The 15187-nt window shown below is 72.6% G+C and carries 13 protein-coding genes, 1 pseudogene and 1 riboswitch; of the genes and pseudogenes, 11 read left to right on the forward strand and 3 right to left on the reverse strand.

Features of this window, described 5'->3' with window-relative positions:
* Window positions 1-119: 119 nt before the first annotated feature.
* A riboswitch (M-box (ykoK) riboswitch) is annotated at window positions 120-293 on the forward strand.
* 351 nt (window positions 294-644) lie between these two features.
* On the forward strand, window positions 645-2288 hold the full coding sequence (locus tag ACIO5D_RS30470; RefSeq protein ID WP_400650608.1) for an NRAMP family divalent metal transporter: 1644 nt from the start codon (window positions 645-647) through the stop codon (window positions 2286-2288).
* Window positions 2289-2455: 167 nt separating this feature from the next.
* Window positions 2456-3121, forward strand: coding sequence for a YoaK family protein (locus ACIO5D_RS30475; RefSeq protein ID WP_363605168.1), 666 nt, complete (start codon window positions 2456-2458; stop codon window positions 3119-3121).
* A 24-nt stretch (window positions 3122-3145) separates the two neighbouring features.
* Here the strand turns inward: ACIO5D_RS30475 and ACIO5D_RS30480 are convergent.
* Window positions 3146-3382: pseudogene (locus tag ACIO5D_RS30480) on the reverse strand (Uma2 family endonuclease); the annotation flags it as partial.
* A gap of 120 nt (window positions 3383-3502) precedes the next feature.
* Window positions 3503-4171, reverse strand: coding sequence for a hypothetical protein (locus tag ACIO5D_RS30485; protein WP_400799136.1), 669 nt, complete (start codon window positions 4169-4171; stop codon window positions 3503-3505).
* 435 nt (window positions 4172-4606) lie between these two features.
* Between ACIO5D_RS30485 and ACIO5D_RS30490 the strand changes: the two genes are divergently transcribed.
* The 8 genes from ACIO5D_RS30490 (at window position 4607) to ACIO5D_RS30525 (ending at window position 13480) form a co-directional block, all read left to right on the forward strand.
* A complete protein-coding gene (locus tag ACIO5D_RS30490; protein WP_363605080.1) occupies window positions 4607-5131 on the forward strand; it encodes a PadR family transcriptional regulator in 525 nt (174 codons plus the stop codon).
* Complete coding sequence (locus ACIO5D_RS30495; RefSeq protein ID WP_400650604.1) at window positions 5128-5814, forward strand: ABC transporter ATP-binding protein; 687 nt, start codon at window positions 5128-5130, stop codon at window positions 5812-5814. The genes ACIO5D_RS30490 and ACIO5D_RS30495 overlap by 4 nt, the downstream gene beginning before the upstream one ends.
* Entirely contained in the window at window positions 5811-8039 is a 2229-nt protein-coding gene (locus tag ACIO5D_RS30500) for an FtsX-like permease family protein (protein WP_400799139.1), read from the forward strand. The genes ACIO5D_RS30495 and ACIO5D_RS30500 overlap by 4 nt, the downstream gene beginning before the upstream one ends.
* A 212-nt stretch (window positions 8040-8251) precedes the next feature.
* Window positions 8252-9133 carry a hypothetical protein gene (locus ACIO5D_RS30505; protein ID WP_400799142.1) on the forward strand — a complete coding sequence of 294 codons (882 nt, stop codon included), beginning with the start codon at window positions 8252-8254 and terminating at the stop codon, window positions 9131-9133.
* Between the two features lie 127 nt (window positions 9134-9260).
* Entirely contained in the window at window positions 9261-10427 is a 1167-nt protein-coding gene (locus ACIO5D_RS30510) for an ABC transporter ATP-binding protein (RefSeq protein WP_400650598.1), read from the forward strand.
* A 63-nt stretch (window positions 10428-10490) separates the two neighbouring features.
* Window positions 10491-11816, forward strand: coding sequence for an ABC transporter substrate-binding protein (locus ACIO5D_RS30515; RefSeq protein WP_400650596.1), 1326 nt, complete (start codon window positions 10491-10493; stop codon window positions 11814-11816).
* Window positions 11813-12691: a carbohydrate ABC transporter permease gene (locus ACIO5D_RS30520; RefSeq protein WP_400799144.1), complete on the forward strand. Its 879-nt coding sequence runs from the start codon at window positions 11813-11815 to the stop codon at window positions 12689-12691. The genes ACIO5D_RS30515 and ACIO5D_RS30520 overlap by 4 nt, the downstream gene beginning before the upstream one ends.
* 9 nt (window positions 12692-12700) lie before the next feature.
* Window positions 12701-13480, forward strand: coding sequence for a carbohydrate ABC transporter permease (locus ACIO5D_RS30525; RefSeq protein WP_363605071.1), 780 nt, complete (start codon window positions 12701-12703; stop codon window positions 13478-13480).
* Window positions 13481-13488: 8 nt separating this feature from the next.
* Here ACIO5D_RS30525 and ACIO5D_RS30530 read toward each other — a convergent pair whose 3' ends face one another.
* Window positions 13489-14289, reverse strand: a complete 801-nt coding sequence (locus ACIO5D_RS30530) for an IclR family transcriptional regulator (RefSeq protein ID WP_363605070.1) — start codon at window positions 14287-14289, stop codon at window positions 13489-13491.
* A gap of 68 nt (window positions 14290-14357) precedes the next feature.
* Between ACIO5D_RS30530 and ACIO5D_RS30535 the strand changes: the two genes are divergently transcribed.
* Entirely contained in the window at window positions 14358-15131 is a 774-nt protein-coding gene (locus ACIO5D_RS30535; RefSeq protein WP_400650587.1) for an inositol monophosphatase family protein, read from the forward strand.
* The last annotated feature ends 56 nt before the right edge of the window (window positions 15132-15187 follow it).

Below are 15187 nucleotides of genomic sequence, written 5' to 3' on the forward strand. Positions count from 1 at the left end.
GGCCGGGAGCGGGCCCCGTTCCACCCGCTTTCGCCCAGGTCCCGGTCAAGATTCTACAAAGCTGTAGAGACCCGTTCGGCGGAGGGGCTATGCTTCTCAAGGTTTGACAGAAGACGAAGAAGGCACCTCGTTCGGTGAGGCGTCCTCACGGACACAGGCCACTGACCCGACGACGTCGAGAGACGCCCAGGTTCAGGACAGATCCTCCCGACTTAAGGGTTGATCCCAAGTGGCTTCCCCGCCAAGGGGATTACGCCGTGAAGTGCCAAAGCTCTGACGAGTAGGGGTGTGCCGGCCCGGCGGGTCGGCCCGCTCCTTGCCGTGTCGATCCGGCGCACCCGTGGTGCGTCGCCGGCCGGGAGGAGGCGAGAGACATGGACAGTAGTAGTCCGGGCCACAGTCGCCCCGGCCCCCGCCTGCTTTCGCTCACCCCCGGCACGCGGTAACAACCTCCCCCGCGCGTACTCCTGACGCACCGTCATGCCCCGCCGCCCCCGGCCCGGCCGTGACGCGCGTCCGGCGTGCCGCCATGCCCGCCCGGCCCTTTGCCGCCGCGGGCCGCGGTGCCGTGCGCCCGCAGGGGGGATCGCTGCTGCGCGCCCCCGACCGGCCCCCTCGCAGAGAAGGGGTCAGGGAGGCACGTCATGACGAACGTGATGCTCGACCCCGAGGTTCCCACGCCGCGTGCGGCCGTACTGGACGACGCCCACCTGGGCGACATCAAGGGTGCCCTCGGCACCATCCGCCTCGACGACGACACCCCGCGCCACGGGCTCTCCGCCCGGCTCAGGACGCTGCTCGCGGTCATTGGTCCCGGCCTGATCGTGATGGTCGGCGACAACGACGCCGGCGCCTTCGCCACCTACGGTCAGGCCGGCCAGAACTACGGCACCCACCTGCTGTGGACGCTGCTGCTGCTCGTCCCCGTCCTCTACGTGAACCAGGAGATGGTGCTCCGCCTGGGCGCCGTCACCGGGGTGGGCCACGCCCGGCTGATCCTGGAACGGTTCGGCAGGTTCTGGGGCGCCTTCTCGGTGATCGACCTGCTGCTGCTGAACGCGCTGACGCTGGTCACCGAGTTCATCGGCATCACGCTCGCGGCCGGCTACCTCGGACTGCCCAAGGCCCTGGCCGTCGTGCTGGCCGCCGCGGTCATCATCGCCTCCGCGTTCACCGGCTCGTTCCGGCGCTTCGAGCGGATCGCCATCGCCCTGTGCGCAGGCTCGCTGCTGCTGGTACCGGTCTACTTCCTGATCCACCCGTCGGCGACGCGGATGGCCCGTGACTTCGTCGTGCCGAACCTGCCGGGCGGCGCCGGGCAGTTGTCCACCGTGATGTTGCTGATCATCGGCATCGTCGGGACCACGGTGGCCCCCTGGCAGCTGTTCTTCCAGCAGTCGTACGTCATCGACAAGCGGATCACCCCGCGCTTCATGGCCTACGAGAAGGTCGACCTGTGGATCGGCATCGTCGTCGTGGTCGTCGGCGCCGCCGCGATGACGGGCTTCACCGCCGCGGCCTTCGCGGGCACCGACGGCTTCGGGCAGTTCACCGACGCGGCGGGCATCGCGCACGGCCTGGCCGCGAAGGCGGGCGAACTCGCCGGGGTGCTCTTCGCGATCGCGCTGCTGGACGCCTCGATCATCGGGGCCTTCGCGGTCTCGCTCTCCACCGCGTACGCGGTCGGCGACGTGCTCGGCGTGAAGCACTCGCTGCACCGGGGCGTGGGCGGGGCCAAGGGCTTCTACGCCGTCTACGCGGGCCTGGTGACGGTGGCCGCCACCATCGTGCTGATCCCCGGCTCCCCGCTCGGTCTGCTCACCGAGGGCGTCCAGACCCTGGCCGGCGTGCTGCTGCCGTCCGCCTCGGTCTTCCTGCTGCTGCTCTGCAACGACAAGGACGTCCTCGGCCCCTGGGTCAACGGGCCCCGGACCAACGCCTTCACGGCGGCGGTGGTCGGCGTCCTGGTCACCCTCTCGGTGGTCCTGACCGCGGCCGTGCTCTTCCCGGACATCAGCGCCGACACCATCCTCACCGTCATGGCGGTCTGCGGCGTCCTCGGGGTGTCGGCCGCCGGGTACTCCTTCGTCCGCAGGCGCACCGGCACCGAGAAGGACCGCATCGACCGCACCGGGCGGGAGAACTGGCGGATGCCGCCGCTGGAGACCCTCGCCCGGCCCACGGTCTCCACCGCCTACAGGATCGGCATGGGCGCGCTGCGCGGCTACCTGCTGGTCGCGATGGTCCTGGTCGTCGTCAAGATCGTCCAGGTCGCGCTCAACCACTGAGCCGCCGAGCCTCCGGACTCGCCCCGACCGACCTGCGGGCCCGCCCGGTGCTCGCCTGACCGGGATCCCGGGCCGACGGGCGTAGAACGGAGTACCCGCGATCATCGAAGCGCACCACTGGAGGACACAGGGTGAAGACCGACCGCCGCCACGGCCCGCTGGTACCGATGCTGCTGGTGCTCACCGTCGTCACCGGGCTGGTGGACGCGGTCAGTTACCTCGAACTCGGCCATGTCTTCGTCGCCAACATGACCGGGAACGTGGTCTTCCTCGGCTTCGCCCTGGCCGGCGCGGCCGGGCTCTCCGCCACCGCCTCGCTGGCCGCCCTGGCGGCCTTCCTGGTGGGCGCGTTCGCCGGTGGCCGGCTCTGCGAGCGGCTGCCCGGTCACCGGGGAAGGCTGCTCGTCGCCTCGGCCGTGATCCAGGCGGTCCTGCTGGCGGGCAGCACCGCCCTGGCGGCCGTGGCCGGCCACACCACCGACGCGGCCCGGTACGGCCTGATCGGCCTGCTCGGCTTCGCGATGGGCCTGCAGAACGCCGTCGTGCGCTTCCTCAAGGTCCCCGACCTCACCACCACCGTGCTGACCATGACCCTGACCGGCCTGGCCGCCGACCGCGCGGGCGCCCGCCGTCTCGCCTCGGCCGTCTGGATGTTCGCCGGCGCCCTGCTCGGCGCCCTGCTGGTGTTCCACGCCACCGTCACCACCGCGCTGGCCGTGGCACTCGCCCTGCTGATCGCGGTCGCCGCCGCCACCCACCGTGCCGCCACCCCCGCCCCCGGCGGGCCCACCCCGGCCTGGACCCGCCCGGGGGGCGCCGGGGACAAGCCCTGAGACGTGTCCGACGGTCGGACGCCGTCAGAACCCGCCGGTGTCGAGGCTGAGGCCGAAGGGCTCCGGCAGGTGCACGGGAGTCCCGAACGGGTGCGGCCCCTCCACGTGCGTGTAGCCGAGCTTCCCGGGCTGGGAGAACAGCGTGCAATCGCGTTCCTGGCGGTCCACCAGCAGGTACACGGGCGCCCCGTACTGCGAGTGCCGGCGGCGTTTGGCCGTGCGGCCGGTGTCACCGTTCGACGGTGACGTGACCTCGACGACCTGCTCCACCGTGCGGTGCGAGATCTCCGCGAACGCCCTGACCCAGTCGACGAGTTCGGCCGGCAGCTCAAGGGTGGGGCGGCGGCTCGCGGCTGCGGGTGAATCGGCCATGGGCGCAGCTCAGCCCTCCTGAGGGCCGCCCGGGCTGCGGCTGCCGCGGCCGCTCCAGAGCGGTTCCAGGCGGGCCCAGGACCGCTGCCACTCCTGGTCGGCCCGCCGGTCGAGGGCGCGCAGCCGCAGTGCGAGGCCGCCGCCGAGCGCGGCGGCGAGGGCGGCGAAGCCGGAGAGGCTGGTGCAGACCGCCTCGACCGCGACGCCGACCCGGGTGGCCGGGGGGTCGGCCCGTCCGCCGTCGTCGTCCACCCAGACGGTGACGGTGGAGCCGGCGGTGGCGGAGCGGGGCGCCTCGGCCCGGCCGGTGTGCTGCTGCCCGTCGGGGTACGTCCAGGAGACGGTGACGTCGGCCCGGCTCTCGTAGCCGCCCGCCCAGCGGCTGTTCGCGGCGTTGCCGGGCCGGGTCGCGGTGAGCAGGACGGCGTCGACCCGGTGCAGCCGGGCGCGGTCCGCCGAGGCGTCATGGTCGGCGGCGTGGAAGGAGAGCAGCGCGGCGCCGACGGCGGCGGACAGCGCGAGGAGCAGGCCCAGGAGCGCCGCGGCCCACGCTCGGCTGCGGGACCGGTCCAGCGGTCGGACGAGCGGATCGCGGCGGGCGCCGAGGGCCCGTCGCAGGTGCCGGCCCGCCCGCCGCGGCAGCGACGCGGCCCGGGTCGGGCGGGGTGTGCTGGACACGATGCGTGCTCCTCCGGGGTGTTCGCCGGGCTTCGGCATCCAATCTCTCTCCGCTCCCGGTCCGCGCACAAGGGCTGAGCGGACCGTACCGGCCGGTCCCGTACCGGGACCGGCGGCCTGACGACAGGGACGTTCGGCCCTCGGCGGGGGAGGGGGCGGCAGGGCAGGCTGGTCCCGGCCGCGTCCTCTTGTTGCCGGGACGCGGCGAGGTCCGGCCTGCTGTGGGGGCTCGCCGGGCCGCGGTGTGGAGCAGGGGGCGGACGTGGGGCCGTCCCCTGCTCACGCATGTCCCGCCCGGCCCGGCCGCTCCCGTGCGTCAGCGCCCAGCCGGCCCTGATCGCCTCCTGACCGCCTCCTGACCGATGTTCGAGCAGCTCAGCGGACTATTCTCGCCAGCTATACACTCGAAGTATACGTCTGGTGTATGGTCAGCTCATGAGTGTTCCTTTGACCCTTCTGGGCCTGCTGGAGCGAGAGCCGAGCCATGGCTACGACCTCAAGCGCGACTACGACGCCTTTTTCGGGCGGGGCAAGCCCCTGCCGTACGGCCAGGTCTATGCCACGCTCGGCCGACTGGCCCGGGACGGCAAGGTCGTGCCCGCCGAGGCGGAGCCCGGTGACGGTCCCGACCGCAAGCGCTACGTCATCACCGAAGCCGGGGTGACGGAGTTCGAGACCTGGCTCACCGAGCCGGTGTCGCCCGAGCCCAATCTTCAGACGGTGCTCTTCACCAAGGTCGTCCTGGCCCTGATGCTCGGCCGCGACGCCGAGCTGTACCTCGACACCCAGCGCGCCGCCCACCTGCGGCGGATGCGCGAGCTGACCGAACTGCGGCGCACGGGCGCGCTCGTCGACGCCCTGCTCGCCGACCACGGACTGTTCCACCTGGAGGCCGACCTGCGCTGGATCGACCTGACCACCGCCAGGCTGGACGCGCTCGCCGAGGCGGTGCGGTCATGACCCACCTGATCGAGGCCCGCGACATCGAACTCGCCTTCGGCGAGACGCCCGCCCTGCGCGGCGCCGGTCTGGCCGTCGACGCCGGCGAGGTGCTCGCCATCATGGGCCCGAGCGGCTCCGGCAAGTCGACGTTACTGCACTGCCTGGCAGGCATCCTCGTCCCCGACGCGGGGGAGGTCCACTTCGACGGGCAGCGGATCGACACCATGAACGAGGCCCAGCGCAGCGCCCTGCGGCGCGACCGGTTCGGTTTCGTCTTCCAGTTCGGCCAGCTCGTCCCCGAGTTGACGGCCGAGGAGAACGTGGCCCTGCCGCTGCTGCTCGGCGGCACCCGCCGTACGGCGGCCCTCGCCGAGGCCCGGCCCTGGTTCGCCCGGCTCGGCCTGGACGGCCTGGAGCGGCGCCGCTCCGGCGAGCTGTCGGGCGGTCAGGCGCAGCGGGTCGCGCTCGCCCGCGGCCTGGTCGCCCGCCCGCAGGTGCTCTTCGCCGACGAGCCGACCGGCGCGCTGGACTCGCTCACCGGCGAGCAGGTGATGGAGCTGATGGTCGGCGCCGCCCGCGAACAGGGCACCACCGTCATCCTGGTCACCCACGAGCCCCGGGTCGCCGCCTACGCCGACCGCGAGGCGATCGTCCGGGACGGGAAGGCCACCTCGCTCTCGGCCGGACGGGTCGCCTCGTGATCGAGTTCGCGCTCCGCCTCGCCGTCAGCGGAGGCCGGGAGGCCATCGCCCGGCTGATCGTCATCGCCGCCGCCGTGGCCATCGGCGTCGGCATGCTGCTCTCCACGCTCGCCAGCATCAACGCCGTCGACAAGGCCAACGACCGGGTGCTCTGGTACAACACCGGGGCGGCCGCCCGCACCGAGACGGCGGCGGTGGACCCGCTCTGGTGGCGGACCCACGCCGACTACTACGACGGCGTCAGGCTCTTCGAGGTGGACGTCGCCGCCACCGGGCCGACCGCGCCCGTCCCGCCGGGCCTGGCCGCGGTGCCGGCACCCGGCGAGTACTACGCCTCGCCGGCCCTCGCCAAGCTGCTGCGCGAGACCCCGGCCGTCGAGCTGGCCGACCGCTTCCCCGGCCGGCTGGCCGGCACCCTCGGTGACGAGGCCCTGCAGTCCCCGGACTCGCTGGTCGCCGTCATCGGCCGCACCCCGGAGGAGGTCAGGGCCCAGCCCGAGGCCAGGACCGTCACCACCATCGCCACCACGCTCCCCGCGGCCTGCGACAACGACTGCCCGGGCGGCGGCGTCCGGGGCGACGCCATGACGCTCATCCTCTCCGTCGTGGCCGGCGCGCTGATCTTCCCGGTGCTCATCTTCATCGGCACCGCGACCCGCCTCTCCGCGGCCACCCGCGAGCAGCGGTTCGCCGCGATGCGTCTGGTCGGCGCCACCCCCCGGCAGGTGTCGGTGATCTCCGCGGTGGAGTCCACGGTGGCCGCCGTCGCCGGGACGGCCGTCGGCTTCGCGCTCTTCTTCCTGCTGCGCCCGGTGGTCGCCACCGTGCCGTTCACCGGCGAACGGTTCTTCACCGGCGACCTGACCCTGACCGTGGTCCAGGTACTGGGGACCGTCCTGGGCGTCCCGGTGGCGGCGGCGGTCGCGGCCCGGTTCGCGCTGCGCCGGGTGACCATCTCGCCGCTGGGCGTCTCCCGCCGGGTGACCCCGCGTCCGCCCCGGGCCTGGCGGCTGGTCCCGCTGCTGGGCGGCCTCGCCGAACTCGCCTGGTTCGTCGACCGCCGCCCGGAGACCACCGACGGGCAGACGGCGGCCTACCTCACCGGCTTCCTGGTGGTCATGCTGGGCCTGGTGGTCGCGGGGCCCTGGCTGACCATGGCCGCCGCCCGGGCCGTGGCCCTGCGCACCAGCCGCCCCGCCACGCTGATCGCCGTCCGGCGGCTCGCGGACGACCCCAAGGCGGGCTTCCGCTCGGTCAGCGGCCTGGTCCTCGCCCTCTTCGTCACCACCGCGACCGTCTGCATCATCGGCACCATCAACGAGAACCGGGGCTCGCTGGCCGGTGATCCGCTGACCCGGACCGCGGTGGAGCACGGCGCCATGGTGGACGAACCGCCGATGACGGACGCCGTACCCGACCGCGTCCTGGCGGACGTCCGGGCCGTCCCGGGGGCCGAGGGCCTGGCGGTGGTGCACGCCAACCCGGACAAGATCGCGAAGGACCCGGCGGACCCCCGCCCCTTCGCGCCCGGCCTGGTGCTCTGCTCGGACCTGGCCCGGATTCCGGTGGTCGGCCACTGCCCGGCCGGCGCGAGCGCCGCGGCCATCCCGCTGTACGCGTTCCTCGACCTGCGGTCGCAGGCCGACACGGAGTGGCCCGCCGCGCCGATCACCCCCGAGGCCCTCGGCCGGCTGCCGGTCCAGATGATCTACGCGACCACCGACGGCTCGACGGCGGCCATGGAGCAGACCAGGACCGTCCTCACCCGCGCCTACCCGCACTACATGTCCCGGACGGTCGGCGACTGGGGCTCCGAGCAGCAGCGGCAGATGGCGGGCTGGCGCCAGCTGGCGAACGTGGTGCTGCTCGCCACCCTGCCCATCGCGGGCTGCAGCCTCGCGGTGAGCGTGGTCGCGGGTCTCTCCGACCGCAGGCGGCCGTTCGCGATGCTGCGGCTCACCGGGGCACCGCTGCGGCTGCTGCAACGGGTGATCGGGCTGGAGAGCGCGCTGCCGCTGCTGGTGGTGGCCGCGATCGCGACCGGGACGGGCTTCGGGGCGGCGGCGATGTTCCTCAAGTCGCAGATGAGCTACGACCTGGTCTCCCCGGGCGCGACGTACTTCGTCCTGGTCGTCCTCGGGCTGGTCGCCTCGCTCGGGATCATCGCCTCGACCCTCCCGCTGCTCCGGCGGATCACCGGCCCCGAAGCGGCCCGCAACGGCTGACCGCACCCGCCCGGCCCAAGGCCCCGGGTGTCGCGCCTCCTCACGGGGGGAGGCGCGGCACCCGGGGCTTTTCCGTGTCCGCGCCCCCTCGGCCGGTGACATCTGACGTTCACCTTCCGCCCATTGACCCTGTCGAACGCCCCTGTTGTAATCCTCTTGGCGATAAGGAACGCCGTTCTGCTATCCCGAACAATCGAGAACAGTAGAGGTGAGTGGCAGTGAAGCTGGGCCGGATCAGCATCAGCGCCGCCCTCGTGGCGGCCGTGGCCGTCGCGGCGGCGACCCCCGCGCAGGCCGCGAGTTGGGCGCGGACGTCGCAGTACTACCGGTGGACCGGATTCAACGCGCTGGAGCGCGGACAGGGTGTGGCGACCGACGGCACGTACTTCTACTACGCGGGCCCGGGCGGGATGGTGAAGGCGACCATCTCCAACGACCACGAGGTGGCCTCCTCCACCTTCCCGATCCCGTCGGCGCTCGGCTCCTCGTTCAAGAGTGACCACATCGGCGACCTCGAGTACTACGGCGGCTATGTGATCGCGCCGATCGAGGACGGCAAGAACGGCTACCAGCACCCGGTGCTGGCGCTCTACAACGCGAGCGACCTCAGCTACACCGGCCGCTACCTCCAGCTGCCGCTCGCGCAGATGCCGGGCGGCGTGCCGTGGGTCGCGGTGGACGCCGCGGCGGGCCTGGTCTACACCGCGCCGTGGTCGCAGAACACCGCGGACGGCACCGCCAAGCTGGTCGCCTACAGCCTGTCCGACCTGCTCGGCCTGCCGGCCGGCAGCACCCTGCCGGTGGTGAAGACCGTCACCCTGTCCCAGCCGCTGAGCCGGATCCAGGGCGCGGCCATGTGGCAGGGCAGGCTCTACGCCTCGGTCGACGACAGCGGCAAGTCCGTCTTCTCGATCGACCCGGTCTCCGGCCAGGTCGCCTACGAGTTCCACCAGGACGCCGAGCCGGGTGACGAGGTGCAGGGCATCGCCGCCTGGGACCTCGGCCCGTCGGGCGGCCAGCTGCACATCGTGCACGTCGGCTCCGGCTGGAAGTCGATCTTCCTCTACCTCCAGCACTACACCAAGACCGGCTGATCCACGCGGCAATCCGCATTTCATCGGCAGGTCACCGGCGCGCCGCCGCCACGACCGGGTGGCGCGCCACCATGTTCAGACACGCAGATCAATGTTCGGAATCACAGAACTTGAAAGGCCGGCAGGCATGCCAGACGTGGTACTGGAGCAGATCTCGAAGACCTACCAGGGTGCCAGGGGAGTCCGCCACCAGGCCCTGACCGGGATCGACTTCACCGTGCCCAGCGGCGAGTTCGCCGCCCTGCTCGGCCCGAGCGGCTGCGGCAAGTCCACCACCCTGCGCATCGTGGCCGGCCTGGAACGCGCGGACGGCGGCGACCTCAGGATCGGCGGCCGCTCGGTCACCCGGGTGCCCGCCGCCGAACGCGGGCTGGCGATGGTCTTCCAGAACTACGCGCTCTTCCCGCACCTCTCGGTCGCCGAGAACATCCTCTTCGGCCTCCGGTCCCGTCGGGTGCCGAAGGCCGAGCGGACGGCGCGGCTGGCCGAGGCGGCCCGGCAGCTGCGCCTGGAGGAGCAGCTGAACCGCCGCCCCGCCCAGCTCTCCGGCGGCCAGCGCCAGCGGGTCGCGCTCGGGCGGGCCCTGGTCAGCGGGGCCGAACTCGTCCTGATGGACGAGCCGTTGTCCAACCTGGACGCCCGCCTCCGGGCGGACATGCGCACCGAGCTGCGCGAGCTCCAGCAGCGCCTCGGGCTGACCGTCCTGTACGTCACCCACGACCAGGTCGAGGCGATGACCATGGCCGACCGGGTGATCGTCATGCGGGACGGCGGCATCGACCAGATCGCCGCCCCCGAGGAGCTGTACGCCCGCCCGGCCTCCACCCGGGTCGCGTCCTTCATCGGTTCCCCGCCGATGAACCTGCTCGACGTCCGCCGGGACGGCACCGCGCTGCTGCTCGGCGGTCCCGGCGGGGGCGGCACCGCTGTCGACAGCACCGTCGCCGACAGCACCGCCGCCGACGGTCCCCTCCGGATCGAGGCCGCCGCCCTGCTCAGGGGCCTGCCGGACGGGCTGCCCGAGGAACTGGTCCTCGGCATCCGCCCGGAGGACCTGACGCCGGGCCCGGGCGAGCTGACCCTGCCGGCCGTCCGGATCCGGGACGAACTCCTCGGCGCGGACCGGCTGATCGCCTTCCGGGTCGGCGGCCGCACCGTCCAGGTCAGGGTCCGCGCCGACGAGCACCGCCCCGGCGGCGACCGCCTCGGCGCCCGGTACGCCGCCTGCCACCTCTTCGACCGCCGGACGGGAGCCCGCCTCGACGTCCGCCGGCCGGCCGGCGTCCCGCGCTGAACCCCCGTCTTCCCCTCGCCAGTTCCACCGATCCTCGGCTGTACAGAGCATCAGGAGATACCCGTGTCCCTCTCTCCCCGCACCCGGGCGCTCGCCGCCGCGGCGCTCGCGCTCACCGCGGTCGCCGGCTGTTCCTCCGCCTCCGGCGGCCCGGGCGGTGACGGCGGCAAGGACGGCGCCGTCAGCATCGACTTCTACTACCCCGACCAGGTCGGTACCCTCAGCGCGCTGATCGACGGCTACCTCAAGGACTTCGCCAAGGAGCACCCCGAGATCAAGGTCAAGGGCGTCTACTCCGGCGACTACGACCAGACCCTGGCTGCCGTCAACACCGCGATCGACGCCAGGAAGGCGCCCGCACTGGCCATCATGGACCAGTCCTTCATGCACGACCTGGTCGAGCGCAAGGCCGTGACGGCCTGGAACCCCTTCCTGACCAGCGACGCGGACAAGAAATGGAAGGACGGCTTCTACCCGCAGTTCATGTCCAACTCGGTCGGTGCGGACGGCCAGGTCTGGGGCGTCCCGTTCGCCCGCTCGACCATCGTCCAGTACTGGAACAAGGACTACTTCAAGAAGGCCGGCCTCGACCCCGAGAAGCCGCCGACGAGCTGGGACGAGCTGATCGCCGACGCCAAGGCCGTCCAGAGCGGGGCCGGCGCCAAGTGGGGCCTGTTCGTCCCGACTTCGACCGGTACCGCCTACTGGCTCTACCAGGCGCTGGTCCAGCAGGCCGGCGGCGACGGCGCGCTCAGCGACCGGGCCGGCACCAAGGTCACCGTCAACTCCGACCAGAACGTCAAGGCGCTGGAGTTCTGGGCCTCGCTCGGCGCCCAGAAGATCGCCCCGACCACCGAGGTCGCCTGGGGCACCTCCACCGACGACTTCCTGGCCGGCACCACCGGCATGCTGTGGACGACCTCCGGGCGGATCGGCTCCATCCAGGAGAAGGCCGGGTTCGACTGGGGCGTCTCCGCGCTCCCGGCGGGCGCCGGCAAGGGCGCGCCCACCGGCGGCGGCAGCCTGATGCTGTTCGAGGCGGGGGTCTCCAGGAAGCAGCAGGAGGCCGCGGTCACCCTGGCCAGGTTCCTCACCACGCCGGAGCGGGCCGCGGACGTCTCGATCAAGTCCGGCTACATCGCGACCTCCGAAGCAGCCTGGAACACCGAGGCGATGCAGACCTACCTCAAGCAGCACCCGCAGGCCAGGGCCCCGCACGACGCGGTCGCCGACGCCATCCCCGAGATGGCCACGCCCGACCGCGACCGGGTCGTCTACCAGACCCTGGCACCGGCCCTGCAGGCCGTGCTGCTCAAGGGCGCCGACCCGCGGCAGGCCCTGAACAAGGCCCAGTCCGACATCGACGCCATCCTGAAGACCCACCGGTGAGAGCCCGCACCGCGCCGCGCAGGCTCCCGGACCAGGTGTTCGCGTACGCCCTGCTGGTGCCCGCGTTCGCCTTCCTCGTCCTGTTCACGGTGAAGCCGCTCGTCTCGACGGTCCTCAGCAGCCTGCGGGACCGCCGGGACGAGGGGCCCACCCTGGACAACTACCGCTTCCTCGCCGAGGACGAGGTCTTCCGCAAGGCGCTGGTCAACAACCTGCTGTTCTCGGCGCTGACCGTCCCGGTCTCGCTGGCGCTGGCCATGCTGCTCGCCGTGCTGCTCCAGCGGGCGCTGCGCGGGAAGGCCCTGCTGCGGGCCGGCGTGTTCGCCCCGGCGATCCTGCCGGTGGTCGCGATCGCCGTCATCTGGCTGTACTTCTACCAGCCCAACATCGGCGTGATCAACGAGGTGCTGGGCTGGTTCGGGATCACCGGGCCGGACTGGCTCGGCGACACCGCCCTGGTGCTGCCGTCCCTGATGGCGATGATGGTGTGGAAGGAGGCCGGGTTCTTCATGATCTTCTACCTGGCCGGGCTCCAGGCCATCGATCCCGAGCTGGACGAGGCCTCCCTGCTGGAGGGCACCGGCCGGTTCACGCACTTCCGCCGGGTGACCTTCCCGCTGCTGATGCCGACCACGCTGTTCGCGGCGATCGTGGCGCTCGCCGACAGCATCAAGATGGTCGACTTCGTCTTCGTGATGACCCAGGGGGGCCCGGACAACTCCAGCAACCTCCTCCTCTACTACATCTACCGGGTCACCTTCGCCCAGCACTGGCCGCAGTACGGCGCGGCGATCTCGCTGCTGGTGATCGGCGTCCTGGTCGCCCTGGCCGTCCTGCAGATCCGCCTGCTGGACCGCCGGATCCACTACCGCTAGGAGCCCCAGGTGGACCGTATCGTCAGCTGGCCCGACCGGGTCGAGACGGCGCTGGCGTGGCTGGCCGGCCTGCTCTGGACCGCCCCGCTGCTCTATGTCTTCGTCCGCGCCTTCGAGTCGGGCACCGCCGATCTCTCCTCGGCCTGGCAGGCCGCGCCGTTCGGCCGCTACTACCTCAACACCGCGCTGCTGGTCACCGGGATCACCGCCGCCCAGCTGGTGGTGGGGGTGCTCGCCGCGTACGCCTTCGCCCGGTTCGAATTCCCCCTGCGGGGACCGCTGTTCGTCTTCGTCCTGGTCCAGCTCATGATCTTCCCCGAGGTCCTGATGTCGGAGAACTACCGGACGATCGCCGGCTTCGGCCTGCTGGACACCCTGCCCGGGGTGGGACTGCCCTATGTGGCCAGCGCGTTCTGCGTGTTCTTCCTGCGCCAGGCGTTCCTCGGGGTGCCGGACGAACTGGTGGAGGCGGCGCAGATCGAGGGCACCTCCCGGCTGGGCATCCTGTGGAAGGTGTTCGTCCCGGCCGCCAAGCCGAGCATCGTCGCGTACGCGCTGGTGTCGATCTCCACCCAGTGGAACAACTTCCTCTGGCCGCTGATCGTCGCCGTGTCGGACGAGACCAGGCCGGTGACCGTCGGCCTGGTCCGGTTCCTGGCCCCGGAGACGGGCCTGGACGTGCCCCGGATGGCGGCCGGTACGGTCATCGTCACGGCGCCGCTGCTCGCCCTGTTCCTGATCGGGCAGCGGCAGTTCATCAACAGCTTCCTGCGGTCGGGGATCAAATAGACACCCTGCTAGAGCGCCCGGTGGCCGCCCAGCGCCCGGGTGATCCGGTCGGCGGCCTCGGCCAGCACCCCGCCGAGCTCGGTGATCTGGCGCACCGACTGGTCGCCCTTGAGGCCGGTGACGGAGAGCGCGCCGAGCACCGTCCCGGTGTGGTCGAAGACCGGGGAGGCGACGCAGAGCACCCCGTCGGAGTCCTCCTCGTCGTCCACGCCGTAGCCGCGTTCGCGGGTCAGGTCGAGCTCGGCCCGCAGCTCGGCCGCCGAGGTGATGGTCTTGCGGGTGCGGAAGGGCAGGCCGGTCTCCTCGGCGATGCGGTCGGTCACCGCGGGCGGCAGCAGGGAGAGGATCACCTTGCCGGCGGCCGAGGTGTGCGGCAGCTCGCGCACGCCGAGCGGGGTGTGGAAGCGGATGGTGCCCGGGGCGTCGACCCGGGCGATGAACATCGGGTAGCCGTCGTCGTTGATCGCGGCGCGCGCCGTCATCCCGGTCTGCCGGCTCAGCTCGTGCAGCGCCGGTTTGACCACGTCGGCCAGCGGGTGCGCGGCGGACGCCCGGTCGCCGAGCCGCACCAGCGCCATACCGAGCCGGTAGCGGGGGCCGGGCTGCACGTCGCGCAGATAGCCGGCGTCGACCAGGGTGCGGGCCAGCGAGTAGGCGGTGGACTTGGAGGTACCGAGGCCGCGGGTGAGCTCGGTGAGGGTGACCCCCTCGGCCGGGCCCTCGGCGACCAGGTCCACCAGCCGCAGCGCCCTGACCACGCTCCCCACCGCGTAGGTCCGCTTCTCGCCGGTCTCCGTGGTGTCCGCCATCGCTGTGCTGTCCCCGTCCTGCTGTATGGAACCCAATTCTTCTCTGCCGAACATTCTAGGAGGGGTCCGTGGACCTGCTGACGCTCGCGACCGCGGTGGCGCGAAGGGGAGCCGACTTCGTCCTGAGCAGACGGGTGGCGGCGGTCTCCGTGGTCGCGACCAAGTCCTCCGAGCTGGACGTGGTGACGGCCGTCGACCGCGAGGCCGAGACGCTGATCCGCGAGGCGCTCCGCGCGGCCCGCCCGCGGGACGGCTTCCTCGGCGAGGAGAGCGGACACCGGCCCGGCGGTAGCGGGCTGACCTGGATCGTCGACCCGATCGACGGGACGGTCAACTACCTGTACCGGGCGGTGCCGTACGCGGTGAGCGTGGCCGTGGGGAGCGGGCCGCCCGAGGCGTGGACGGCCGAGGCCGGCGCGGTGGTGGTGCTCCCGGCCGGGGAGGTGTTCGCCGCCGCCCGGGGGAGCGGCGCGACCCTGGACGGCCGGCCGCTGCGGGCGAGCGGGGAGACCAGGCTGGACCGGGCGCTGATCGGCACCGGCCTGGCGTACGACCGCGAGGCCCGCGCCGGACAGCTGGCCGTGCTCGGCCGGCTCGCCCCCGGGGTACGGGACGTGCGAATGAGCGGTTCGGCCTGCGCCGACCTCTGCGCGGTCGCGGCCGGCCGGCTGGACGGCTGCTACGAACGCGGCCTCGGCCCGTGGGACCACGCGGCGGGCGCGCTGATCGCCCGCGAGGCGGGCGCCGTCGTCGAGGGCCCCGACGGCGGCCCGCCGGACGCGGAGCTGGTGCTGGCCGCCGCCCCGGGGATCGCCGCCGCGCTGCGCCGGGCGGTGGGGTGAGGGCAGGGTGCCTCCTGCGGATCCCGCCGGGCGGGCGACGTTCCCCGGCCTTCGGC

Source organism: Kitasatospora sp. NPDC087315, assembly GCF_044744345.1.
Classification (GTDB): domain Bacteria; phylum Actinomycetota; class Actinomycetes; order Streptomycetales; family Streptomycetaceae; genus Kitasatospora.

What these genes read in the sequence shown, in the direction of transcription:
- ACIO5D_RS30470 (WP_400650608.1), top strand. Translation starts at nt 645, where the DNA reads ATGACGAACGTGATGCTCGACCCCGAGGTTCCCACGCCGCGTGCGGCC.
- ACIO5D_RS30475 (WP_363605168.1), top strand. Translation starts at nt 2,456, where the DNA reads ATGCTGCTGGTGCTCACCGTCGTCACCGGGCTGGTGGACGCGGTCAGT.
- ACIO5D_RS30490 (WP_363605080.1), top strand. Translation starts at nt 4,607, where the DNA reads ATGAGTGTTCCTTTGACCCTTCTGGGCCTGCTGGAGCGAGAGCCGAGC.
- ACIO5D_RS30495 (WP_400650604.1), top strand. Translation starts at nt 5,128, where the DNA reads ATGACCCACCTGATCGAGGCCCGCGACATCGAACTCGCCTTCGGCGAG.
- ACIO5D_RS30510 (WP_400650598.1), top strand. Translation starts at nt 9,261, where the DNA reads ATGCCAGACGTGGTACTGGAGCAGATCTCGAAGACCTACCAGGGTGCC.
- ACIO5D_RS30530 (WP_363605070.1), bottom strand. Translation starts at nt 14,289, where the DNA reads ATGGCGGACACCACGGAGACCGGCGAGAAGCGGACCTACGCGGTGGGG.